The organism is Massilia sp. CFBP9012, from assembly GCF_034045115.1.
Classification (GTDB): domain Bacteria; phylum Pseudomonadota; class Gammaproteobacteria; order Burkholderiales; family Burkholderiaceae_D; genus Telluria.
The window spans coordinates 80,620-105,219 of the sequence record NZ_JAXCWM010000007.1; the positions used below are offsets into that span (position 1 = coordinate 80,620).

Sequence of the window (24,600 nt, forward strand, 5' to 3'; positions counted from 1 at the left end):
CGAAAACCGCGATGTTAGCGCTAACGGTCTTCGAGGAGAAACGATGTCAGCATCAAGCGTCAACACCCCGTCCGCAGCTTCCGGCGCCCTGCGCTGGGTCGTCATGGGCGTCAGCGGATCGGGCAAGAGCACGATCGGCGCCGCCCTGGCCAGCCACTTCGCCGTCTCCTTCCTCGAAGGCGACGCCTATCACCCGGCCGACAACGTCAGCAAGATGACGGCCGGGATCCCGCTCGACGACGAGGACCGCGCCGGCTGGCTCGATGCGCTGGCGGGCGAGATCGGCCAGGCCCGCAGCCGGGGCGAAGGCCTGGTTCTGTCGTGCTCGGCCCTCAAGCGGCGCTACCGCGACCTGCTGCGCATGGCCGATCCGGCGCTGCGCTTCGTGCACCTGGCCGGACCGCGCGAGCTGATCGCCGCGCGCATGCACGGCCGCCCCGGCCACTACATGCCGCCCTCGCTGCTCGATTCGCAGCTGAGCATCCTGGAACCGCTCCAGGCCGACGAAGCCGGCCTCACGCTCGACATCACCCAGGCCCCGTCGGCGCTGGTGGAAAGCATCACCCGCAGCACCTGAATCACGGCGCCTGAACCACGGCCCTGGCACCGGGGTTTGGGAGATTCATCGCAAGCAGCCTTTGCAAGCTGTCGCGCAGCCGACCATAGAGACGGCGCGCTCCCATACAACAAGCATCGAGGAGACATCATGCGTACACCAGTTCAACGGACTCTCATCAGCCTGGCCGTGGCCAGCGCCTGCTGGAATGTGGGCATCGCCCACGCCCAGCAAGTGCAGCCCGAGCCGGCGCCCGCCGCCGACAGCGCGGAACAGACCGTGCCGGCCGACGCCGCACAAGCGGCCGACGCTCCAGCACCTGCCGACGGCAGCGCCACCACCGTCGTGCGCATCTCGGGTTCGCGCATCGCCGCGCGCGGCTTCACCATGCCGACGCCGACCACCAGCCTCACCAGCGCCGACCTCGAGAAATCGGCCAAGCCGAACCTGTTCAACACCCTGGCCGAACTGCCGGCCCTGCAGGGCAGCACCGGCCGCACCACCAGCACCAACAGCACCAGCAGCGGCATCCAGGGCCTGTCTTCGTTGAGCCTGCGCGGCCTGGGCACGATCCGGACCCTGACCCTGCTCGACGGCCAGCGCGTGGTCGGCGCCAACGTCACCGGCGTGACCGACGTCAGCCAGTTCCCGCAGCTGCTGGTCAAGCGCGTCGACGTGGTCACCGGCGGCGCCTCGGCGTCCTATGGTTCGGACGCGGTGGGCGGTGTGGTCAACTTCGTCACCGATAAAAAATTCACGGGCTTCAAGGCCCACGTCCAGGGCGGCCAGACCAAGTACGACGACGACCGCGGCGGCAGCGTGCAGGCGGCCTGGGGCAAGGCCTTCCTGGACAACCGCTTCCACGTGACGGCCAGCGCCGAGTTCACGAAGGAAAACGGCATCGAGTCGCCCGGCTTCGGCGGCAAGGGCCCGAACGGCCGCACCTGGTACCAGAACCCGGCCTACTCGGTGCGTCCGCTGAACCAGACCGGCGACGGGCTGCCGCAATACCGCGTGATCGAACAGGCGCAGCAATACCAGTATGCCAAATATGGCCTGATCACCAGCGGCCCGCTGCAGGGCACGGCCTTCGGCGCGGGCGGTGTGCCTTACCAGTTCCAGTACGGCTCGAACGGCCGGCCGACCGGCACCGGCGCCGTCACCAACTGCGTCAACCCGTTCTGCATCGGCGGCGACTTGAGCGGCAGCGTGGGCTCGGGCACCAACCTGGCGATGAACTTCAAGCGCCAGGTGGCCTACACCCGCATGTCGTATGACCTCACCCCGGACCACCAGCTCTACTTCACCGCCAACTTCGGCAAGGTGGACTCGCGCTTCTCGCCCAACCCGGGCGCGGCCAAGAACGCCAACCTGAACATCCAGTGCTCGAACCCCTTCCTGCCGGCGTCGATCGTCGATGCCTGCGCGCGCAACAACATCACCAGCTTCCAGTACGGCACCGCGAACGCGGTCTTCCCCGAGAACATCGACGTCCAGCCGACCCGCACCCAGCGCCGCTTCGTGCTCGGCGCCGAAGGCAAGTTCGCCCTGTTCGGCAAGGACTGGTCATACGACGCCTACGTGACCCACGGCGAGAACAAGACCAACCTCGATGCGCGCAACATGACGCTCAACGCGCGCTACAACAATGCGATCGATGCGGTGCGCGCACCGGACGGGCGCATCGTCTGCCGCAATCCGGTGGCCGCGGCATCCGGCTGCGTGCCGCTCAACATCATCGGCGACAACCCGATCGATCCGGCCGCCTGGGCCTATATCGCGCCCGAGAACGGCCCGCGCCAGCGCACCACGCAAAGCCAGGACGTGGGCAGCTTCAACATCAATGGCGAGCTGTTCGAAGGCTGGGCCGGCCCGATCTCGCTGGCGACCGGCGCCGAATACCGGCGCGAGAAATACCGCGTGCGCGGCGACGCCTATGGCAACGGCGTGATGCCATCGTCGCCGAACAATGCGATGTACCCGGCCGACCCGCTGCTCAACACCACCGTCGGCAACAACTGGTACGCCGGTAACTTCCACGCCGGCGAAGGCAGCTACAACGTGCGCGAAGCCTATGTGGAACTGAACATCCCGGTGTTCAAGTCCGAAACCTGGGGCGAGGCCAACCTGAACCTGGCCGACCGCGAGACCAAGTACAGCACCGCCGGCAGCGTGGGCAGCTGGAAGCTCGGCGCCACCTGGCAGACGCCGATCGATGGCCTGCGCCTGCGCGGCGTGACCTCGAAGGACGTGCGCGCGCCCAACCTCTCCGAGCTGTTCGCGGCGCCGGTGGTGGTCAACAACGTGGTCCAGTACCAGGGCAATACCATCAGCGTCCAGGAACGCACGGTCGGCAACACCGGCCTGCGCCCAGAGATCGCGCGCAACAACACCTTCGGCATCGTCCTGAGCCAGCCGAAATGGGCGCCGGGCTTTTCCATCTCGGCCGACTACTTCGACATCGAAGTCAAGGGCGTGATCTCGGCGCTGACGATCCAGCAGGAAGTCGACCTGTGCGTGGCCGGCAACCAGGAGATCTGCCAGGCGATGGTGCTCAACAGCCCGGGCAACAACTACGTCACGGTGCAGAACTTCAACCTGGCCTCGCTCAAGGTCAAGGGCTTCGATCTCGAAACCGCCTACAGAACCGGTCTTGAGCGCCTGAACCTGCCGGGCCGCTTCACCTTCCGCGCGCTGGCCACCCGCAACCTGCACTACATCACCGAGTCGGGCGTGGTCGGCACCATCGCGGTGGATTCGGCCGGCTCGAACATGGGCAATACGCCGAAGTGGAAGGTGCTGGCGACGCAGACCTGGGAAAACGACAAGCTGAGCCTCACGCTGACCGAGCGCTGGATCAGCGACGGCACCTACCGCAACGACTTCATCGAGTGCCAGACCAATTGCCCGATGTCGACCCTGATCCACCCGACCATCTACGACAACAAGATGAAGGGGGCGGCCTATCTCGACATCGGCGCGAGCTACAACCTGTCGAAGCAGTTGCAGGCCTACTTCAAGATCGACAACGTCACCGACCGGGCGCCGGAAGCGGCGCCGCAGACCAATGCCAGCTATGGCATCAATCCTGCGCTGTACGACGTGGTTGGACGCACCTACCGGGCCGGCCTGCGCTACGGCTTCTGACAGGGGCCGGCCGTGTGGAACATCGCTTCCGTACTGCTGGCGGTCGGCCTGCTGACGCTGTTGATCGCCTGGGGCAAGGTCCAGCCCCTGCTGGCCTTCGTGGCGGCGTCGATCGCGGCGGCGTTGCTGCTCGGGGTGCCGCTTTTGAGGATCCCGGGCGCGATCGAGAAAGGCATCGGCGACCTGCTCGGCTCCCTGGTGGTGATCATCTGCCTGGGCGCCGTGTTCGGCAAGCTGATCGCCGACAGCGGGGCCGCCCGCCGCATCGCCACCTGCCTGGTCGACGCGCTCGGGCCATCGCGCATCCCGGTGGCGCTGACCGTCACCGGCTTCGTGGTCGGCATTCCGCTGTACTACAACGTCGGCTTCGTGCTGCTGGTGCCGCTGATCTTCTCGCTGGTGGTCAGCTCGGGACGGCCGGCGGTCGCGCTGGCCATTCCGCTGCTGGCCGGGCTGTCGATCGCGCACGGCTTTTTGCCGCCGCATCCTTCGCCGGTGGCGCTCGTGTCGGCGATCCATGCCGACATGGGCACCACGCTGCTGTACGGGATTGTGGTGGCGATACCGACCTTGATCATCGCCGGTCCGGTGTTCGCGATGTCGCTGCGCCGCATCCACGCGCAACCGGCCGCCATGTTCCAGGACAGCCGCGCGCTGCAGGAGGGCGAGCTGCCGGGCGTCTTCAACAGCTTCGCCACCGCCCTGCTGCCGGTGCTGCTGCTGGGGGCGACGACGGTGCTCATGATGGCGCGGCCCGACCTGAACGGCAGCCTGTCCTTCCTCGCCAATCCGCTGGTGGTGATGCTGGTGTCGTATGTGGTCGCGATCTGGACGCTGGGCCTGGCGCAAGGGCGACGCTTTTCCGCCGTGATGCAGGGCCCGGCGGAGGCGATGCGCGAGATCGCGCCGATCCTGTTGATCATCGCCGGCGCCGGCGCGCTCAAGCAGGTGCTGGTGGAATCGGGCGTCAGCGCGGATCTCGGCGCGCTGTTGTCCAGCCTTCCGGTGCCGCCGCTGGTGCTGGGCTGGTCGGTCGCCACGGTGATCCGCATCTGCCTCGGATCGGCCACGGTGGCCGGCGTGACGGCCGGCGGGATCGTGGCGCCGCTGGTGCACAGCTCGGGCGTCGACCCGAACCTGATGGTGCTGGCGATCGGCGCGGGAAGCCTGATGTGCAGCCACGTCAACGATTCCGGCTTCTGGATGTTCAAGGAATATTTTGGCCTGTCGCTGAAGGATACCTTCCGCTCCTGGACCCTGATGGAGACCCTGGTGGGCGTATTCGGCCTGCTGTTCGTGATGCTTCTGTCGCTGTTTCTCAATAGCTGAGGAAAAGATCAATGATGACAACACTTTCCGTACTTCCGCGCGCACTGGCGCTGTCGCTCCTGCTGGCCGGCGCCGCAAACGCCGCATCCATCTCGGCCTACCAGGCCATGCCCGAAGACCCGCGCGCCGTCGTCGTAAGCGCCAGGGGCGACGGCCAGGCCGACGATACGGCCGCGATCCAGCAGGCGCTGGACGCCGCCGCCAACAAGGGCCAGGGCGGCATCGTGTTCCTGCCGTCGGGCCGCTATCGCATCACCCGCTCGCTGCTGATTCCGCTAGCTGTGCGCCTGTACGGCGTCGGCCCGACCCGCCCCGTGTTCGTGCTGGCCGAGAACACGCCCGGCTTCCAGAAGGGCGTGGCCAATATGATCATCTTCACCGGCGGCGACCAGTACAGCGTCGGCAAGGTGCCGATGCCGGTGCCGAGCGCGGTGCCGTTCAGCACCGAGGAAGGCAAGGCGGTGCGTAACGCGAATTCCTCGACCTTCTATTCGGCGCTGTCGAACGTCGACTTCGAAATCAAGGACGGCAATCCGGCCGCCGCCGCGGTGCGCATGCACACGGCCCAGCACTCGAACCTGAGCCACATCGACTTCCACCTGGGCTCCGGCCTGGCCGGCGTCTACCAGGTCGGCAACGTGGCCTACAACCTGCGCTTCTACGGCGGCCGCTACGGCATCCTGAGCGAAAAGACCTCGCCGGCCTGGCAGTTCACGCTGATGGATTCCACGTTCGAGGGCCAGCGCGACGCAGCGATCCGCGAGCATGAAGCCAGCCTCACGATGATCAACACGGAAATCAAGGACACCCCGGTCGGCATCGAGATCAACCGCGGCTATGGCGACTGGTTGTGGGGCAAGGACGTGCGTTTCGAGAACGTCAGCAAGGCCGCGCTCATCGTCAGCAACGAAGACAACGTGTACACCCAGGTCGGGATGGAGAATGCCGTCGCCCGCAACGTGCCAACGTTTGTGCGCTTCCGCGACAGCGGCAAGACGCTGGCGGGCAAGGGCCGCGACTATACCGTCAGCGAATTCAACTACGGGCTGTTCATCAAGCAGATGGGCGAGCCGGGCACGTTCTCGACCAATTACAAGACGGCGGCGCTACCATCTTCGGCGAAGGCGCCAACCCGCGCCCTGCGCCCGCTGCCGGCGTCGAAGGAATGGGCCAATGTGCACACCTTTGGCGCGAAAGGTGACGGCAAGACCGACGACACGGCGTCGATCCAGAAGGCGATCGACAGCAACCGCGTGGTCTACCTGCCGCTGGGCTTCTATGTCGTCAACGACACCATCCGCATGCGACCGGATACCGTGATCATCGCCCTGCACCCGGGCCTGACCCAGCTCCTGATCCCGAACGGCTCGCCCAAGTTCCAGGGCGTCGACAGCCCCAAGGCGCTGCTCGAGAGCGCACGAGGCGGCGAAGGCATCGTGTCCGGCATCGGCCTTGCGACCGGCGAGATCAACAACCGCGCGGTGGCGCTGCTGTGGCGCGCCGGCGAACACTCGCTGGTGGACGACGTGCGCATCCAGGGCGGCCATGGCACCCGCCTGTACGACGGCCGCCGCGCGGACCCATACCAGAAGGACGCAAAATTCGACACCACCGCGCACTGGGACCGCCAGTATCCGAGCGTCTGGGTGACGGACGGCGGCGGCGGCACCTTCTCGGGCATCTGGTCGCCCAGCGGCTATGCGCAGGCCGGCTTCTACGTGAACAATACCAAAACGCCGGGCAAGGTCTATGAGCTGTCGGCCGAACACCATATCCGCGCCGAGATCGTACTGGACAATGTAGAGAACTGGGAATTCCTGGCGCCGCAGACCGAAGAGGAAATCCGCGACGGCGCCGATGCGGTGTCGCTGGAGATCCGCAATTCGAAAAACCTGCTGTTCGCGAACTACCACGGCTACCGCGTGACGCGTTCCTACAAGCCGATGCCGACGGCGATCCTGATCACCAATTCCAGCGACATCCGCTTTCGCAATGTGCACGTGAACGGCGAGAGCGGCTTCGCCACCTGCGACGACAATGGCTGCACCACCTATCTGCGCGCAAGCAAGTTCGCCTACGAGAACGCGATCCGCGACGTCTCCAACAAGCTCGAAGTGCGCGAGCGCGAGTTCGCCGTGTTCGACTATACCGGCAAGCAGCGCAAGGCGCCCGCCCCGCTGGGCAAGGTCGACAAGCTGGAAGGCGGTTTCTATTCGATCGCCGGCGCCACAGTCGATCCCAAGGGCAAGCTGTACTTCGTCGACCGCCACTGGAAGCGCATCTACAGCTACACCCAGGGTGAGGGCCTGGTGGTGGTGCGCGACGCACCGCTCGATCCGGTCAACCTGGCCATCGACAATAGCGGCAACCTGATGGTGATCTCGAACTACGGTCCGCAGGCCAGCGTCTACGCCTTCAAGCCGGGCACGCCGGGAACGGAGATCACGATGATCAAGCCGACCCCGGTCGCACCGCGCCAGGGCGCGCGGGTCGCGGTGCCGGTCAACTTCTGGCAGAACGGCGAATTCAAGGACCAGCTCAATTACGACACCTTCGAATTCACGACCCTGGCCGAGATGTTCGCACGCGACGTCGCCCTGCCGAAGAAGGAAGAATACGTGTCGCCCGACGGCAGCCTGGTGCTGCCCGCCTACCGCGTGCTGCGCCAGGGTGCGGCGGACCACCTGGGCTGGCGCTGGGCCGATTCGCTGCAGGCTTTCGGCCTTGTCACGGCGCCGGTGGGCCAGCGCGTGGTGTTCACCAACGGCTCCGAGAACCGCACCTTCAGCGGCACCGTCAACGCGGGCGGCGGCATCACCGACCTCAAGCTGCTGGCCAACCGCGGCGGCGAGAGCGCGGCGGTCGGCCCGAACGGCGACGTCTATGTGGCCAACGGCCAGGTCTTCGTCTATGGCAAGGACGGCAAACAGAAAGGCCGCATCGACGTGCCGGAACGTCCACTGCAGCTGATCTTCGGCGGCGCCGACAAACGCACGCTGTTCATCCTGACCCACCACTCGCTGTACTCGACCCGGGTCGGCGATTGATGCGTGCGATCCGCATCCTGTGCGCGGCGCTGCTGGTGTCCGGCAGCGCCATCGCGCAGCAGCCCCCAGTGATCCAGCTGTGGCCCGAAGGGGCGCCCGGCTCCCAGGGCCGCCAGCATGAACCCGAGACGGTCAAGGACGGCGTCTACTTCAGCAATGTGCACGCGCCGTCGCTGACGGTGGCGCAGGCCGACCGCCGCCATGCCAACGGCGCCGCCATGATCGTTGTCCCCGGCGGCGGGCACCGCATGCTGGTGTTCCAGAACGAGGGCATGGTGGCGGCCAGGACCCTGAACCGGATCGGCGTGACGGCCTTCGTGCTCAAGTACCGGCTGGCGCGCGACGGAAACTCGGGCTACAGCATCGAGGGCGATGCCGCCGGCGACCTGCGGCGCGCGGTGCGCTGGGTGCGCGCCAATGCGGCGCGCTACGGCGTCGATCCCGAACGCATCGGAGTGATGGGTTTTTCGGCCGGCGGCGAACTGGCGGCACTGGTGGCCAATCACCCGCAACCGCAGGCTGGTAGCGATGCGCTGGACCGCCAGTCGGCCCGGCCCGACTTCCAGGTGCTGGTCTATCCCGGACCGCTAGGCACGACCGCCACCGATGCCAAAAACGCGCCGCCGGCCTTCCTGGTCGCCGGCTCGCGCGACGCCTGCTGCATGCCGCCCACGATCGCCCTGTACCAGCAACTGGTGGCGGCCGGCGTCTCGGCCGAACTGCACCTGTATGCCGACACCGACCACGCCTTCAATATGGGCCAGCGGGGCGAGCGCGTCTCGCTGCAGCACTGGCCGGACCGGCTGGCTGACTGGCTGCTTGACGGCGGCTGGCTGGTGCCGCGCGCCGGACGCCAGCCCGAAGGCGTGCCCGCGCCATAAGAACAGACAAGGAGACTCGATGAAACCAATGACATCCCTGGCCGCAGGCCTGGCCATCATGGCGATCGCAGTACCGGACAGCCTGGCCGAAGACCAGTTCAAGCTGCTGGTACTGGCCACGCCCGGCAAGTATCACTACGAATACATCCCGATCGCGCGCGACAACCTGGAGCGCCTGGCCAAGCTGCATTCATTCGCGCTCACCTACACCAGCAAGACCCAGGTGTTCGAAGGCGACCTGAAACAGTATGCCGCCGTGATGTTCCTGAACACGCCGGGCGAGGAGCTGAACCCCGCGCAGCGCGCCAACTTCGAGGACTATATGCGCGGGGGCGGCAATGCCGTCGTGGTGCACCGCGCGGCGATCGCCAAGCCGAACGACTGGGTCTGGTTCGAGAAGATGGTGGGCCGCACGGTCGGCCTGCATCCGAAGCTGCAGACCGGGGTGGTGACCGTCGTCGACAAGCGTTTCCCCGCCACCTTCGGCCTGCCCGAGCGCTGGGTCTGGAGCGACGAGTTCTACACCTTCACCAATCCCTATAGCGTGACGATCAATCCGGTGCTGAACGTGGACGAGTCGAGCTACGACCCGACCCTGATCTGGCCGGGCCAGACGGTGAAGGGCATGGGCAAGGACCACCCGATCGCCTGGCACCACCAGCACGAGAAAGGCCGCGTGTTCGTCACCACGCTCGGACACAACGGCGAGATGTACCGCGACCCGCAATACCTGGGCCACCTGCTGGGAGGGATCTACTGGGCCGCGACCGGCCGCGGCCAGCAGCGCTGATTACCCTTTCATCAGGCGCCGCCAGCCCAGCACCAGGCCGCTGAAGGTCAGGGCAAAGCCCAGCACGCACAGGACAATCACGACCACGTCCCACAGCGGCCTTGTGCGCAGGAAGGCGAAGTCGAGCTGGTGCAGGCCGTTGAACAGCCAGCGGTCCCAGCGCTTGTCGCGGTCGACGTAGCCGGCCAGGCGGCCTTGGGCCGGGTCGATGTAGAACACCGGCGCTTCAGGCAGGTCGAAGCGTGCGCGCAAGACCGGGAAGGCCGCTTCGCGGTGGTGGCTGTAGTAATAATCGTCCGGACCGGTGAGCAGTTCCGCCTGCATCGGCGCCCCGGGGCGGATCGCCTGCGCGGCATGCAGCAGCGCCTCGTACGGCACGCCAGGCACGGCGGCGCTGTCGCGCGTATCGACCAGCTTGCGCCCTTGACGGCCGAGCGCACTCAGATACAGCTTGCCGCCTACGCGGCGCCATTCCAGTTCCAGGGTGCCGGGATGCGCGCGCAGCAGCGCGGCCGCATCCAGCGCCAGGTCGTCGCTGTCGAGGGCACCACCGGCAAACGCCTGCCGGTCGTGCGCGGTGACGCCGCCGCCTGACGGAAAGCCGAACGGACCGACCGACAACCAGCCGCTGAACAGCCAGGTGATGACCAGCGCTCCGATACCGAGACCCAGCCAGTGGTGCCAGGCCTTCCAACCCGTATAGGGCGACATTCGGCCTCCCGTATAGCGCCGCCCCTTGCGTACCCGCAGGCGCAAGATGCTGATCACCATGCCCGTCACAGCCAGCAGCATGGCCACGCCGGACGTCCACATCACGGCCTGGCGCCAGGCTTCGTTGTGCTTGCGCAGCGGCGTCACGTACACCCAATGGATGACGGAGCCGACCCAGTTCCAGGCGCGCTCGCTGCGGGTCGTGTCGCGCACCAACTCCCCGGTGCGGCCGGACACGTACAGGACGCTGCCGGCATCATCGTCGGCGGCAACGCGGTACAGGGGCCGGTGCACACGCACGGCGCCGAAGGTCCATTGATCGAGTTCGATCTTGTCGACTGCCAGCGAACGCGCATCGGGCGCCGCGCTGCGCGCGCTGCTCGAGACGATCAGGTAGTTCACTTCCAGCGGCGCCCCACTGTCGGCCCATACCGAATGCCAGCTGCGTTCGTGCTGGAAGTGCCACGCCGGGCGGCCCGCCACGGTATTCAGGCGCACCGCATCCGGCGCCGCGCTCTCGGTCCCACCTCCGGCCCATGCTTCAGCGGCCGTTACCTGCACCCGGTCCGGGTCGAGCGGCGCCAGCCAGCCCATGCGTTCCTGTTCCGTCAGCTCCGGATACGGCACGTACATCATGACGATGCCGGAACCGAACCACAGCAGCACCAGCAAGCCGATCGCGATGCCCAGCCAGCGGTGCCACCAATAGAGCTGGCGCTTCCAGGAAGTCACTTAGTAACGCCAGTGGACGGTCAGCTCGGCATGACGCTCATCGCCCAGCAGGTATTGCGACGATCCATACGAGGTGATCGCATACAGCTTGTCGGTCAGGTTGCGTAGGTTGAGCTGCAGCTGCACGTTGCGGCTCAGGGCCCAGCCGATCGAGGCGTCCAGCGTGGTATAGGCTGGCAAGGCCTGGGTGTTGGCATTGCTGATGAAGCGCTCACCTACGTAGCGCAGGCCGGCGCTGGTGCGCCAGTCGCCGGCGCGGTGCGTCAGCCACAGGTTCGAGGAGACCTTCGGCACATTGGCCGGCCGATTGCCGGCGCGCGAGATGTTCCCTGCTTCCAGCAGCTCGTCGAACTCGGCATCCGTGTAGGCCACGTTGGCATCCATGCGCCAGCCTGGGGCCAGGCTTACGCTGGCGCTCACCTCTACGCCCTGGGACGTTTGCGAGCCGCCCTGCCTTGATACTGCCGGATTATCCGGGTCGCGCGTGATGATGTCGTCCTTCCTGATCCGGTACAGCGCCGCCGTCCACTCGGCGCGGCCGCCGGCCAGCATCTGCTTGACGCCCGCCTCGACCTGGCGCGCGTCGGTCAGCTTGAACTTGCTGTTGGCCAGGGTCATCGACAAGAGGCTCATCAAAGGATCGCTGCCGGTGCTGACCTGGCCGTAGAGCGAGGTATCCGGCGCCAGCTTCCAGCTCGCGCCGAGACGGACCGAATTGGCGCGCAGGGTGGTGCCAAAGTGGCCGCTGTCGGCCAGCAGGTTGCGGCGGTCGATCTTGTAGCGGTCATGGCGTGCGCCCGCCGTCAGCAGCAGGCGCTCGTCCACGCGCCAGGAATCCTCGAGGTAGAAGGCATGGGTGGTGGTGTCCGTCGCGAAGTTCGGGCGGAACGGGTCCGGGGTGTCCCAGAAGCTGCCCGGGTCGAAGCCGCTCGGCGCCACCGTCGATGCGCCGCCATAGGGCGAGTTGTTGGTGTGCTTGAAGTTGATGGTCGACGCTTCCCAGCCCGCCACGACCTGGTTGGCGCCGGTCTTCCAGCGCGCCTCCAGGCGGTTCGCGGTCTGTTCCTGGTCGTGGCGGATGCCGATATAGTCGCTGCGGTCCACCACGTCGCGCACCGGATCGTAGGCATACGATTCGATATTGCGCCAGTCGCGGCGCGACTTGAAGTAAGCCAGTTCGTTGCTGATGTCGAGGTTCGGCGTCACTTGCCAGTTCAGGCGTGCGACGGCCTTGTCGTCGACGAAACGCAGCACGGCGTCGCCGGCATTGTAGTTCTCGTCGCGCAGCCGTTCGGCCAAGCCGCCGTTCACCAGAGGCGTGCCGAAGTAGCGGATCGGCTCTTGTTCGGCATGATCGAGCTGGGCGTACAGGGTTACGCCTGGCGCCAGGGTGGTCGTCATGCTGGTCAGGATCTTGCCGTGGCGGGATTCGCCCCGGTCGATGAAGCCGTCGCTGCGGCCGGCGTAGGCGTCGACGCGGAAGGCGCCCTGCTCGCCCAGCGCACCGGTGGCGCCGATACCGGCGCGCAGCGATTCCCCTCCGCCGATGCCGCCCAGGATCTCGAGCGAGGATTCGCGGCGCGGCGCCTTGCGCACGGCATTGACGATGGCGCCGGTGGTGCCGCTGCCGTGGACCACCGAACCGGGGCCGCGCAGCACTTCGATCGTCTCGTAGCCCCAGGGATCGGCCGGATAGGTCGCGGTGGTGGAACCGACCAGCAGGCGCTGGCCGTTCTCCAGCATCGCGATCGAGTTGTTGCCGTTGAAGCCGCGCGCCGAATAGCTGATGCCGCTGCCGGGCGAGCTGCTGTCGGTCAGGCCGGTAGTGCGGGTCACCGCATCCTTGACCAGCAGGTCGCCACGCGCGGCGATGGTGGCCGCGCTCAGGCTCTCGGCGCTGGCCGGCAGGTCGAGCGTGCTGATGTCCAGACGGCTGCCGGTGGTGTTCTGGCGGTCGAGCGCCAGGCCTTCGTCACCAGCCGCACCGCGAATCGTCACGGTCGGAAGGTCTTGTGCGAAGGCGCTGGTGGCGCACAGCAGGGCGATGGCCGCGGCAAGCGGGCGGGCTTGGAAAATGGCGTTCATTATTTGTTCTTGGTTTGTGCAGGTTCGATCAGCATCAGCTGGCCGGTCTTGGGATCGCGGAATACCTCGCCGACGCGGTCATAGCCGCTGCCGTCCTGGGTCACGCCGCTGGCGGGCCGCTCGATCTGGCGGCCCTTCTCCACTGGCTGCGGGGTTTTCAGGCTCCCTTGCGTGCCGGCGATGGCGGCGATCAGGCCGCAGGCAAACACCAGCATCACGTCGACCAGGTTGACGAGGCTGGCGCGTGGGTCTTCGTCGCTCTGGTCGAAGCGCGCGTCGAGGTGGCGGTAGAGACGCAGTCTGCCGCGCCCACTCATGGCTGCGGCTCCATCGCGTCCAGCGTCTCTTCGTACCAGCGGCGGCGCAGCTTGCCGATCACCAGGCCGCCGATGCCTGCCACCAGGCCCAGCACGGTGGCGTCGAAGGCGACGGTGACGGCGCTGGCCAGCTTGGCCGGATCGCCTTCGCCCAGCGCCGCCAGGCCCGGTCCGAGCGGGATGATGGTGGCCATCAGGCCCAGCATCGGGGGGATGCGCGCCAGCAGGTCGGCGCGCTCCAGGCGGTGGCGCGCAATGCGCTGCACCGCCTCGACATCGCCACTGTCACGCAACCTGGCCAGGCCGTGGAAGCGTTCACCGACGGCGATGCCGGATTCGACCAGCGCGATCGCGCAGCCGGCCAGCAGCGCCACCAGGGACGGTGCGAGCAGCCAGCTGACGGCGTCGTGCAGCCAGGCGTAGGAAAGGGTTTCGATCATGGATGACTCCTGAGAGGTTGAGGAATGTGCCGGCCACGCCACAGGCCGAGCGAGAACAGGGCGAGGCAGGCGGCCAGGATGGCCAGCACCTGCACGATGCGTAAAGCAGGAGGCTGCGCGGGTTCTGGTTGCTGCTTCAGTTCGTAGACGCGCATTGGTTCAGGCAACAGCGCGGGCGCCGGCGGCGCCGGTTCGGTCGCTTCACCAGCGTCAGGCGCTGCAGCTTGCTGCGCCGCGGCGGCGACGGCAGGGATGGACGTGGCCACTGCCGGCAGCAGCTCGCCACGCGCCTTGGCAAGCGTCACGCCGAGCTTTTGCGCATCCGCTCCATCCAGTTGCGGCGCCAGCCAGCCCCACATCGGGTGATCGGGCGCCGTATGTCCGCTACCCGGCAAGCCATTGGCCGCCACCAGGCGCGCCAGTTCGCCGCCCATGCGGCGGATGGTCTCGGGATCGGTCTTCCAGAATCCTTTTTCGGCCGCCACCATGAACACCGCCAGCATGTGCGCCTTCACGTGCGCGTTGTGGCGCTGGCCCAGGAATTCGGGCAGGCCGAGCTTGTGCCGGTCGTCAAAGTAGACGGCTTTCACTTCGTCCCAGGCCCAGTTCTTGACCAGGTCGGGTCGCGTCACCTGCCAGCCCCACAGGTTCTCGATGAATTCCTGGCCCATGGTGCGCGCGCCGGAATAGCCGTTGTCCATCAGCGGGCGCAGCCAGGCCGGGTTCAGGAAGCGTCCACGCAGCTCGCCCAGCAGGGCGCTGGCGAGCGGCTCGACATCGGCCTGGCCCGGTTGCGCATGCTGCAGGATCAGCGCGTCCGGCACGCGGCCAGTGCGCGTCTCGACCGCCAGCGACAGGCCGCCCAGGTAGTCGAAGGCATCGTTGTTGTCGAGCAGGCCGTACAGATTGCTGGCGCGGCCGTGATAGGTGCGGTGGATGCCGTCCAGCGCCACGTCGAAGGCGCGGTGACTGGAGCCGCCTTCGGCATCCAGGCCATAGGCATGGCCCATGCGGTTGCGGTAGGCGCGGCCGATTTCCTCGCGCTCGCGCCAGGCGCCGGAGCGCTCGGCCAGGCGGTTCACGCCGGTGCCGTAGGCGCCCGGGGCATCGCCGAACACGCGCAGCGCGGCCGCCTGCCCGGCTTCGCCTGGCGCCATGCCGCCCGCCGCCAGCGCGCGCTGGCGGGTCAGCCATTCGCGCGCCACGCGATTGCTCGTGGCCGGCTCGCTGCCCCACGCTGCTCCTTCGATCGGCGCCAGCGCCGCCTGCAGACCCTCGCGCAGCGATGGATCCTGCTCGACCAGCGTCTGCGCCGACGCCGCCAGCGCCAGCCGGCCGGCGCGGTCGATCAGGCGGATCAGGTTCGGGTACAGGTCGCGAAACAGGCCGGAAGTGGTGACCACCGCATCGCGCCGGACGGCGCCCGGTGTGAGCTTCACATCGGTGACGATGCCGCGTGCATTCCACACCGGCTCGGCACCCATCATCGCCAGTGCGAAGCCGACCATCACGCCTTCGTCGCGTACTGCGTCGGACGCCCACAGGATGATGCCTTCGCTGCCCTCGCCTACTTTGTCTCTTTCTGCGGCTTTCCCCGCCATCTGCCGGCCCAGGCCGTAGCCGAGCTGGGTCGGCAGGATGTCGCCGTCGACCGCGTGGAAGTTGCGGCCGGTCGGCAGCGCCTCGGGCGAGCGCAGCGGATCGTTGCCCTTGCCCGGCTCGATGTAGCGCCCATCCAGGCCGGCCAGCAACGCCGCCATCTCGCGCCGCGGCGAATCGCGCAGCTTATGCGCGACGTCGGGATCGTCGATGCCGCTCTTCTTCATCGAATCGAGCATCAGGTCGAGCGATTTCTCGTCCCAGGGGCGACCGAACACGTGCAGGCCGTACGGCATGAATCGTTCCTGCAGCTTGGTCAGATAGTGGCCGATCTCGTGCGCCAGCAGGTCGTCGTCGGCCGCGTCGAAGCCGATGCCGCGCACCTCCAGCACGTCGGACATCGACGCCTCCAGCTCGGCGCGCAGGTTCAGGGCCACGACGCGCTCGCGCATCAGTTGCGCGGCCTGGGTCTTGAGCGATTCGGACGACGCGGCCTCGAAGCTTTCGACGATCTGGCGCAGCGACAGCAGCTCGTCGTACAGCGGCGTGGTGGCCAGCGGCGGCGTCAGGTGGTCGACGATGATGGCCAGGCCGCGGCGCTTGGCCTGCGTGCCTTCGCCGACGCCGTCGACGATATACGGGTAGATGCCCGGCAGGTCGCTCGCGATCAGGCTCGGATAGTCGTCGCTCGACAGGCCGACGGCCTTGCCCGGCATGAATTCGTAGGTCGAGTGGCGGCCCACGTGCACCACGGCGTCGGCCTTGAAGCGGTCGCGGATCCAGTGATAGAAGCCCAGGAACTGGTGCGGCGGCGTGATGCTGGTGTTTGCGTGCAGCAGTTCTTCGTCCACTTCCCAGCCGCGCGGCGGCTGCGGGCCGATGAAGACGTTGCCGAACACCAGGCCCGGCACCAGCATCTTGCCGCCATCGACCATCACCTTGCCCGGCGCCGGGCCCCAGCCGCGCATGCCTTCGATGCCGTAGCCGATCAGGCGTCGATAAAGGGGAGCAAGCGACTGGCATGGACGTGGCTTGACGTCGTCCAGGCAGGCAAAATACCCTTCTTCCAGCGCGTGCAGGTCGCGCGTGGCCTGGACGCGCTGCGGATGGTCGACGCCCTCTACCAGGTGCAGCAGCTCCTCGATCACGGTCTCGGCCTGCTTGCGACCCAGCGCGCGCTCGCCGGCCTTTTCGGCCGCCAGCACGTCGGCATGCAGGCGCCCCAGCAGGCCGTCCTGCATCTCGCCCCGTACCCGCGGCGACAGGGTCGCGAACCAGCGCGCGTAATCCTGGGCCGTGACGCCATTGACGGTGCCGGCCATCTCGCGCAGGGCGGCGCGGTCTTCCGGCAGGTTGACGCCGCGCGCCATGATCATGTCGAGCAGCGCCTCGGGCGAGGCCGGCAGCTCGCCGACCGTGTAGCCGGCCGCCTTGAGGGCATGCAGCATCTCGAACAGCGTGTCCGGCACATTGAGGTTGTCGGCGCCGATGTTCTGGCGGCCCGGCGGATGGTTGTAGTAGACCATCGCGACCTTCTTGTCGGCATTCGGTTTGGCGCGCAGCGCCAGCCAGCGCGCCACGCGCCCCGACAGGCGGTCGACTTCGGCCGGCAGCAGCACCGGCGGGCGGTTCTCGATGCCGGTCTGGCGGTCGCGCTGAGGCTGGCCCAGGGCCGCCACCACCATCGGCTGGCTGATGCCCTGCAGCTCGGGCAGGGCCACGCGGTACTGGACCGAATCGGGCGGCAGGCCGTCGGGCGACAACTGCCACTGCATCGCGGTGCGGTCCGACAGACGAATCGCCTTGAACACCGGGATGTCCAGGCGCTTGAAGGCTTCGTCCACCGCCACACGGCCCTCGGCGGCCCCAACCACGAAGTCCTGCAGCACCACCAGCGCCGCAGGCTTGGCCGGCGCGACCAGCTGCGGCAGGCGCTCGAGCGCTTCGCGCGAGGCGCCGCCCCAGCGCGTGAGCAGCTGCACGCAGGGCTGGCCCAGTTGCTCGATGCGGCGGCACAGCGCCGCGGGCACCACGCCATCCATATTCGCCAGGTCGAGCACGACCACGGTCGGCCGGTCCTGCAGGCCGAGCTTCGAAGCATTGCCCCAGGCGGCGGCGTCCTGCAGCTCGCGCTGTCCCGCGCGCAGGCGCAGGGTGGGCTCGGGCTGCGGAGCGGCCAGGGGCGTGCCTGGCGCGAGCAGGTGCCGCATCAGCTCCGTGGTGTTGTCGACGCCGCCCGCCTGCCACACGCGGCGCGCGGCCAGCCAGTGGCGGGCGGCCGGATCGGCGTCGGCCGCCTGCAACGCGGCCGGCGGCGGCGCCTCGCCCGCCAGCTGGCGCAACAGCTCGGGCGAAAAGCCGGCCAGGCTGCCGTGGCGCGAGCGCGTCATGAGGTTCAGGGTCGCCTCGCCGTTCAGCGCCAGCACCGCGGTGGCTGGCCTGGCGTGGCGCGCCAGCCCATCCTTCATGCGGCGCGCCGGGTCGCCGAACAGCGACACCGCCAGGATGGTGTCGGCGCCGGCGATCCACTTTGCCACGTCGCGCTCACCCGCCGCCATCAGCTGGGCCGGGGTGCGCAGCAGGATGCGGTCTCGCGGATGGCTGGCCAGGTGGCGGTGGGCGGCCTCGATGGCGCCCGGCGCTGCGCGCTCGGTGACCACGGCGAACAGGGTCGCGGCGCTGCTGGAAGCGCAGGCGAGCAGGAACGCCAATGCGGCGCAGATGCGGACAAGGAAAAGCGTGTTCATGTGAACGTCGACCTTTTAGCTGCGCACCAAAGCGCGCATGACAACAGGCAGCCGCCATCCTTCCGCGATGAACAGGGACGCGTGCGCGCACGCCACGAGGGCGCACGACCGCATGGGCGATAGCACGAGCAGCAAAAGAAGGAACAGCGAACAACCAACAGGCACGCCCTCACCCCGGGACGTACGAATGCATCGTGGATGGCCGGTCTTCTGGCTCGCCGTCTTCCTTCCCCGGTCCTGCCTTCCCGTGCGCGGGGCACAGTGGCGTTCGACCGCGGTCGTCAGGCTTACAGCAGCGGGGGCTGCGCCGGACTGGCGCGCGATGGCTATCGCGCACGTCACCGGCTTCCCGTTTCACCTCCCTGCAGACGAGCAGGAAGGCACCATTCACTTGATTGGGCGCGATTCTACCGCCAACTTCGACCAGTTGTCACCGTATTATTTTTTCGGCCCGCGCCGGCGGCAAGCGCCGCATCTCCACCGAATCTCCATCCGGCTGACACCGGAATGCCATCGAATCCGGTCACAATCCGATGTTCCACGATCCTCGCCGACCCACGCCATGACCTCCGTTTCACCACCGCCGCCAGCCTCCCTGACCGCCCCGACCATCGCCCCGGGCTCGCCCTGGAAGCTGCGCTACGGCCTGATCTTCGCCGGCCAGTCGCTGTCGCTGCTCGGCTCCGCGCTGACCCAGTTCGTGCTGCTGTGGTGGATCACGGACACCACCGGCGACATCTCTGCATTGGCCACGGCCGGCATCGCGGCCCTGCTGCCGCAGGCGGTCTTAAGCCCGCTCGGCGGCACCCTGGCCGACCGCTACAGCCGGCGCCTGCTGATGATCTGCGCCGACCTGGTGAGCGCGCTGTGCATGGTGGTCCTGATCGCGCTATTCCTTTCCGACAGTGTCGCGCTGTGGCAGGTGTATACGATGCTGACGGTCCGCAGCGCGATGCAGGCCTTCCAGGCGCCGGCCGCGGCGGCCAGCGTGGCGATGCTGGTGCCGCCGGGCTTCCTGCCGCGCGCCGTGGGCCTGAGCCAGACGGTGCAGGCCTTGATGACGGTGGCCGCGGCGCCGCTCGGCGCGCTCGCGATCAGCATCCTGCCGATGGGGTGGGCACTGGGGATCGACGTCGGCACCGCCCTGCTGGGCATCGTGCCGCTGCTGTTCCTGCGCATCCCGCAGCCGCGCGTGGCGATTGATGACCGGCAGGGCCTGTGGCGCGAGTTCCGCACCGGCCTGGCGGTGGTGACGTCGAACCCGGGCCTCGCCCGCCTGTACCTGCTGCTCGGCGCGGTGGTGCTGGTGATCATGCCCGCCTTCACGCTGGTGCCGCTGCTGGTCAAGGACTACTTCGGCGGCGGCGCACCGCAAGTGGGCTTCATGGAAGCGATGGCCGGCGTCGGCATGATTGCCGGCGGCATGTTCGTCACGGCGATCTCGCCGCGCCACGGGATGCCGTGGGTGCTGCTGGGCTTTGGCGCCTCGTGCGCGACCCTGGCGCTGACGGCGCTGGTGCCGCCCACGCTGTTCGGCGTGGCCGTGTTCTGGTGGGGCCTGAGCGGCGCCGCCTTCATCGCCGGGAATACGCCGCTGACGACCCTGCTGCAATCGACGATCCCGAACCACCTGCAGGGCCGGGTGCTGTCGCTGCTGAACATGGTCATGGCGCTGGCGGCGCCGGTCGGGCTCGCGCTTGCCACGCCCCTGGGCGAGGCGATCGGCGTGCGCTGGCTGTTCGTGGCGATGGGCGTGGCCGGCACGCTCGTGAGCCTGAGCGGCTTCCTGTCGCCGGCGCTGCGCAAGCTGGATCGCCCGTAAAAATAAATCGCACGGGTTTATTTACCGGGAATGGATTTATACTGGCGGCTTCCAGCCGTCCCTTCCCTTGAACGCCGCGCCATGCCGCCCTATAACGCACCGCCTACTGCCTTTGATCCCGCCACCATGCCGCTGCTGCGCAGCGTCGGCTCGAACCAGGTCGGCATGCGCGAGTACAACGAGCGGGTCGTGCTGCAGGCGATCCGCACCCACGGCAGCCTGCCCAAGGCCGAAGTCGCCCGCCTGACCAAGCTCAGTACCCAAACGGCCTCGGTGATCATCAATCGCCTGCTGGACGAGCAACTGGTGGTCAAGCGCGACGCGGTGCGGGGCAAGGTCGGCCAGCCGTCGCAGCCGATCGCCCTGAACCCGGAAGGCGCGTTCTCGATCGGGATCCAGATCGGCAGGCGCGCGCTGGACGTGGTCCTGCTCGATTTCACGGGCGCGCTGCGCTGGCAGTCGTCGACGCCCTACGCCAGCCCCGAGGTGGAACAGGTATTCGCCGCCATCGACGCCAGGCTGCGCGAGGTGGACGACTTCCTCGGCCCGGAACTGGCGCCGCGCCTGACCGGCATCGGCCTGGCCGCCCCGCTCACCCTGGGCACCTGGCACGGCCTGGAAAGCCTGTTGCCGCAAGAGGCAGAAGCCTGGCGCCGGGTCGACGTGCGCGTCCGCCTGCAGGCCATGACGCCGCTGCGCGTGGACTTCGCCAAGGACACCATCGCCGCCTGCGTGGCCGAATTGGTGGCCGGCCGCGGACGCAAGCTGAAAAGCTATCTGTACGTGTTCGTCGACACCCTGGTCGGCGGCGGCCTGGTGATCGACGGCGAGCCGCACAGTGGCCAGTTCGGCAATGCCGGCGCGATCGGCTCGATGCCATTGGGCCTGGCCGGAACGGACGAGCGCGGCGTGGCGCCGCAGCTGCTCGGCGCCGCCTCGCTGGTGCGGCTGGAAGAGATGCATGCCCAGGCCGGCCTGGGACTGCTGGCGTTCGGCGACGAACGCCTGTTGAGCGGGCCGTGGGAAGCCGTGACCCTGCGCTGGATCGAGGAAGCCGCCAATGCGATCACCTTCGGCGTCACCGGTGCGGCCTGCCTGCTCGACCTGGATGGGGTGATCGTCGACGGCGCCGTCAGCCGCGCCCTGCTCGAACGCCTGATCGCCGCGATGCAGGAACAGATGACGCGCTACAGCTGGCAGGGCACCGAGCGGCCGCTGGTGATGGCGGGGACGATCGGGATGACGGCCAAGGTTATCGGCGCGGCGTATCTGCCTCTGCATGCGAACTTCGCGCCGGCGCATGGATTGTTCCTGAAGGCGGAGCGGCGCCAGTAAGTCGGCCGTGCAGCATCAGGCGGCGCGCCTGAGGTAGGCGCTGGCTCCCGACAGGCTCACGCTGACCGTCGTCCCCCCGTTGGCCGTGCCTTCGATGCGCAAGCGGCCTCCGATGCGGCTGGCTCGCTCGCGCATCCCGATCAGTCCCCAGTGCCCGGTGCGGAACCCGAGCGCCGCCACATCCGGATCGAGACCGCTGCCGTCATCCTGCACGGTGAGCACGCACTCGCGCCGTCCATACCTGACCGACGCCACGATCCGGCTGGCGCGTGCATGGGCTGAAGCATTGCGCAACGCCTCGCAGGCGATCTGTCCCATTTCCTCGATGACTTCTCCCACCAGGACGCGTGCCGCTCCTTCGCTGTGCAGCGCGAACTCGATTTCAGGATGCAATATCCGCAGCTCGTCGATGCAAGTCTGTATCACTTCTTCGAACATCCTGGCCTGGGGCGCCCGCAGGGCTTGCACCTGGTCCCGGCCTTCTTCGATGACACGCTCTACGTCGTCGAGCATGGTCTGCAGTTGCTGGCGTGCGCGTCCATCATCGGGCAGGTTCCGCTCCAGCGTACCCAGGCGCAGCAATAGGGCCTGGATGGTCTGCAGGAAGGTATCGTGCAGGGTGCGCGCGATACGTTCGCGTTCAGAAAGCTTGATGCGGTAGCGCTCGGCCAGCCGCGACGTGAGGTAGAACACGCGCAGGCGATACAAGGTGTAGAGCAGGGCGGCGACCATGATGGAAACGGCGACCTGGAAAGGCATGCTCTGTACGAATGTGGGCGCGACGGACAGCTGCAGCACCGTATCTTCCTTGCTGTAGACGCCGTCTTCGTTGATGGCACGAAGTCGGAATACATAGGCGCCCGGCGCGATATTGGTATAGGAGGTAGTGCGCAGCGTACCCGCGTCGCGCCAGTCCGTGTCCACGCCGTCCAGGCGGTATTCGAAGCGCGTGTGCTCGGGCTGGCGCAACATGGGGGCAGTGAAATGCAGCCGAAAGCTGTCCGAGCCGGGTGGCAGCCGCAACGATTTTCCGGCATCGAAGCGGCCAGTGTCGGTCGTCACCTGCTGCACTATCGGCTGCGGTGACACCGTATTGCGCCGCACATGCTCGCTGTCCAGCCCGACAATGCCATTTGTCGAATGGAACCACACATGGCGGCCGTCGCCGGTAATGGCCGTGTTCTGGCGTGACAGCAGGCTGGCGCGGCCGGGATAGCCATCGGTCACCCCGAACAGTTCGTGGCGCAAGGGCAGGTCGGGACGGTCAACGGCGCGTTTCCAGTCGGCCGCGCGCACGTGCACCACACCGGCCACGCCATTGAGCCAGCGGTCACCGTTGGCCGTGACGGCCAGTCCGGAGACGCTGCGAAGCGCGTTGGGATTACTGGAGTGCAGCAAATGCAGCTTGCCGTGCTTGAGCACCGCCACACCGCTCGTGCCCGCTACTACCAGTGGGTGCCCAGGGAAAATGCCGGTCACTACATTGACCAGCGTTGCATCGTAGCGGGTCAGCCTGGTATCGTCGTAGAGGACCAGTTCACCATTCGTGAGCGCCAGCCATTGCTGGCCCAGATCGCCTGCCTGGCGCAAATAGACGCCTTTCGGTAATCCCAGCTCGGCACTGGTCACCCACCCGCGGCCATTCCAGGCGATCGAACCGGCGTCCAACGATTCCGACCACAGCAGCTTCCCGTCGTCCAGCAAGCCCATCGATCGGTGGATGCGCGGCTTGCCATCCTGGCCGGACGGCAGCGGGATGGTCTCGACGGCTGCTTCCGAGACCCGCAGGATGTGCTGCTTGCCGGCCATCAGCAAGTTACCATCGCGGCCCCGGGCAAGTTGGTACGAGGGCTGGCCGGGCTGGGGTACTGGCGTACCGTCGGGCGCGAGACGCCAGCGCTTTCCCTCCACGGTATGGGCAACCCACACCTCGCCGGAACGGTCGGAGGCGATGCTGTAGAGGTCATCGGACAGATCCATTCCCGTCACGATAAAGCGCTTGGGTCTGAACCGGATCAAGCCATCGTTCGACGCGACCCACATATTGCTTTCCCGATCTTCGAGAATCGCCAGTCGTTGCCGGCCTGCCGCGCTGCCCCGCCCCACTCCCGCTGGACCTGCACCTTCCCTTGGCAGCGCGCCATCGACACTGCTGGCCTCCTCGTCGACCAGGCATGGAGGGGCGGCACATCCCAGGGTCCACAAGACGCCATTCGAGGCGAACTGGCCAGCAAAACGCGAAGTGATGGCGTTATCGTGTGCCAACTGCCCCTTTCCACGCGAAGCGCGTGCAAGACGCACCGCCCGGCCACCGTCGAGTCCAAGCAGCCATACGTCGCCGTTCGGTTCTTCCGTCAATCCACCGGCCAGGGAGGACACCTCGTGGAACCGCCCGCGCGTCCTGTCGAGGCGCCAGGTGCCCGTGGGTGAGCTTGCCCAGAGCCGCCCATCCTGGTCGAGCAGCAGGTCGTAATGGCCGAAAGCCGCCCAGGTCGCATCGTTCTCGACCGTGGTCCAACGACCATCCGCGAAGCGACGAATGCCATCGCCGATCGTCCACAACGCACCATCGCGGTCGACGAGCATGGCAAGCGGGGTCATGCGGCGTGTATCCGCAGTGGGCGGCAGCACTTCGTAACGGCCATCGCGCCGCACCACGGCCACTGGCAAAGGAAAATAGGAAATATACAAGTCGCCATTGTCGGTGGCGTGCATGTCAGTCACCTGCCGATTCGCAAGCGCAGGATGTCCTGGCGGTGTGTATTGCTCGAAGCTCACACCATCGAAGCGAAACACCCCATCACTGGTACCGAGCCAGAGCCAGCCATCGCTGGTTTGCGCCAGCTTGCCGATGTCCGGAGGCGCACCTTCCTGCTGGGTCCACACCCTGCGTTGGTAATCGTCCTGGCCATGGGCGCCCGCCTCGCCACACGGGGAGAGCAATGCCAGCGATAGCGACAGTGCAAGGAGCAGGCGGACGATGGACATGGCTGGACTGGTTGCTCCGAAGGGGCATGACGGTTAGTGCGATGTTTCGACTCAGCGGCAATGCCGGCAACGAT

14 protein-coding genes and 1 riboswitch are annotated in these 24,600 nt (G+C 67.4%); of the genes, 8 read left to right on the top strand and 6 right to left on the bottom strand.

Annotated features, from left to right (window positions below; genetic code table 11):
* The first annotated feature begins 43 nt into the window (after positions 1 to 43).
* From SOM61_RS13040 to SOM61_RS13065, 6 genes are all read left to right on the top strand, one after another.
* Positions 44 to 577 (top strand): gluconokinase, encoded by a 534-nt coding sequence (locus tag SOM61_RS13040; RefSeq protein WP_320474494.1) that lies wholly within the window; start codon positions 44 to 46, stop codon positions 575 to 577.
* A gap of 129 nt (positions 578 to 706) precedes the next feature.
* Positions 707 to 3,703 (top strand): TonB-dependent receptor plug domain-containing protein, encoded by a 2,997-nt coding sequence (locus SOM61_RS13045; protein WP_320474495.1) that lies wholly within the window; start codon positions 707 to 709, stop codon positions 3,701 to 3,703.
* A 12-nt stretch (positions 3,704 to 3,715) separates the two neighbouring features.
* The gene (locus tag SOM61_RS13050; RefSeq protein WP_147933525.1) at positions 3,716 to 5,032 is read left to right on the top strand and encodes a gluconate:H+ symporter; all 1,317 of its coding nucleotides are present in this window, start codon (positions 3,716 to 3,718) and stop codon (positions 5,030 to 5,032) included.
* 11 nt (positions 5,033 to 5,043) lie between these two features.
* Positions 5,044 to 8,079: a glycosyl hydrolase family 28-related protein gene (locus tag SOM61_RS13055; protein WP_320474496.1), complete on the top strand. Its 3,036-nt coding sequence runs from the start codon at positions 5,044 to 5,046 to the stop codon at positions 8,077 to 8,079.
* Positions 8,079 to 8,960, top strand: a complete 882-nt coding sequence (locus tag SOM61_RS13060; protein ID WP_320474497.1) for an alpha/beta hydrolase — start codon at positions 8,079 to 8,081, stop codon at positions 8,958 to 8,960. The genes SOM61_RS13055 and SOM61_RS13060 overlap by 1 nt, the downstream gene beginning before the upstream one ends.
* A gap of 19 nt (positions 8,961 to 8,979) precedes the next feature.
* Complete coding sequence (locus SOM61_RS13065) at positions 8,980 to 9,750, top strand: ThuA domain-containing protein (protein WP_320474498.1); 771 nt, start codon at positions 8,980 to 8,982, stop codon at positions 9,748 to 9,750.
* On the opposite strand, the gene SOM61_RS13070 is transcribed toward SOM61_RS13065, so the two are convergent.
* From SOM61_RS13070 to SOM61_RS13090, 5 genes are read right to left on the bottom strand one after another with little or no spacing between them, the layout of a single operon-like run.
* Positions 9,751 to 11,193: a PepSY domain-containing protein gene (locus tag SOM61_RS13070; RefSeq protein WP_320474499.1), complete on the bottom strand. Its 1,443-nt coding sequence runs from the start codon at positions 11,191 to 11,193 to the stop codon at positions 9,751 to 9,753.
* Positions 11,194 to 13,278: a TonB-dependent receptor gene (locus SOM61_RS13075; protein WP_320474500.1), complete on the bottom strand. Its 2,085-nt coding sequence runs from the start codon at positions 13,276 to 13,278 to the stop codon at positions 11,194 to 11,196. It lies immediately after the preceding gene.
* On the bottom strand, positions 13,278 to 13,595 hold the full coding sequence (locus SOM61_RS13080) for a DUF2149 domain-containing protein (protein ID WP_320474501.1): 318 nt from the start codon (positions 13,593 to 13,595) through the stop codon (positions 13,278 to 13,280). The genes SOM61_RS13075 and SOM61_RS13080 overlap by 1 nt, the downstream gene beginning before the upstream one ends.
* On the bottom strand, positions 13,592 to 14,035 hold the full coding sequence (locus tag SOM61_RS13085; protein ID WP_184240196.1) for a MotA/TolQ/ExbB proton channel family protein: 444 nt from the start codon (positions 14,033 to 14,035) through the stop codon (positions 13,592 to 13,594). Before SOM61_RS13085 ends, SOM61_RS13080 begins: the two co-directional genes overlap by 4 nt.
* A complete protein-coding gene (locus SOM61_RS13090) occupies positions 14,032 to 18,381 on the bottom strand; it encodes a cobaltochelatase subunit CobN (RefSeq protein ID WP_320474502.1) in 4,350 nt (1,449 codons plus the stop codon). The genes SOM61_RS13085 and SOM61_RS13090 overlap by 4 nt, the downstream gene beginning before the upstream one ends.
* A gap of 183 nt (positions 18,382 to 18,564) precedes the next feature.
* Positions 18,565 to 18,784, bottom strand: a riboswitch (cobalamin riboswitch).
* Positions 18,785 to 18,943: 159 nt separating this feature from the next.
* Between SOM61_RS13090 and SOM61_RS13095 the strand changes: the two genes are divergently transcribed.
* Together SOM61_RS13095 and SOM61_RS13100 are read left to right on the top strand one after the other, a co-directional pair.
* A complete protein-coding gene (locus SOM61_RS13095; protein ID WP_320474503.1) occupies positions 18,944 to 20,203 on the top strand; it encodes an MFS transporter in 1,260 nt (419 codons plus the stop codon).
* Positions 20,204 to 20,284: 81 nt separating this feature from the next.
* The gene (locus SOM61_RS13100) at positions 20,285 to 21,538 is read left to right on the top strand and encodes an ROK family transcriptional regulator (protein WP_320474504.1); all 1,254 of its coding nucleotides are present in this window, start codon (positions 20,285 to 20,287) and stop codon (positions 21,536 to 21,538) included.
* A 15-nt stretch (positions 21,539 to 21,553) separates the two neighbouring features.
* Here SOM61_RS13100 and SOM61_RS13105 read toward each other — a convergent pair whose 3' ends face one another.
* On the bottom strand, positions 21,554 to 24,526 hold the full coding sequence (locus SOM61_RS13105) for a sensor histidine kinase (protein WP_320474505.1): 2,973 nt from the start codon (positions 24,524 to 24,526) through the stop codon (positions 21,554 to 21,556).
* Positions 24,527 to 24,600 lie beyond the last annotated feature (74 nt).

Coding starts and splice junctions, on each gene's coding strand:
- SOM61_RS13090 (WP_320474502.1), bottom strand. CDS start 18,381: ATGAACACGCTTTTCCTTGTCCGCATCTGCGCCGCATTGGCGTTCCTG.
- SOM61_RS13085 (WP_184240196.1), bottom strand. CDS start 14,035: ATGATCGAAACCCTTTCCTACGCCTGGCTGCACGACGCCGTCAGCTGG.
- SOM61_RS13045 (WP_320474495.1), top strand. CDS start 707: ATGCGTACACCAGTTCAACGGACTCTCATCAGCCTGGCCGTGGCCAGC.
- SOM61_RS13080 (WP_320474501.1), bottom strand. CDS start 13,595: ATGAGTGGGCGCGGCAGACTGCGTCTCTACCGCCACCTCGACGCGCGC.
- SOM61_RS13075 (WP_320474500.1), bottom strand. CDS start 13,278: ATGAACGCCATTTTCCAAGCCCGCCCGCTTGCCGCGGCCATCGCCCTG.
- SOM61_RS13105 (WP_320474505.1), bottom strand. CDS start 24,526: ATGTCCATCGTCCGCCTGCTCCTTGCACTGTCGCTATCGCTGGCATTG.
- SOM61_RS13095 (WP_320474503.1), top strand. CDS start 18,944: ATGACCTCCGTTTCACCACCGCCGCCAGCCTCCCTGACCGCCCCGACC.
- SOM61_RS13060 (WP_320474497.1), top strand. CDS start 8,079: ATGCGTGCGATCCGCATCCTGTGCGCGGCGCTGCTGGTGTCCGGCAGC.
- SOM61_RS13040 (WP_320474494.1), top strand. CDS start 44: ATGTCAGCATCAAGCGTCAACACCCCGTCCGCAGCTTCCGGCGCCCTG.
- SOM61_RS13100 (WP_320474504.1), top strand. CDS start 20,285: ATGCCGCCCTATAACGCACCGCCTACTGCCTTTGATCCCGCCACCATG.
- SOM61_RS13055 (WP_320474496.1), top strand. CDS start 5,044: ATGATGACAACACTTTCCGTACTTCCGCGCGCACTGGCGCTGTCGCTC.
- SOM61_RS13065 (WP_320474498.1), top strand. CDS start 8,980: ATGAAACCAATGACATCCCTGGCCGCAGGCCTGGCCATCATGGCGATC.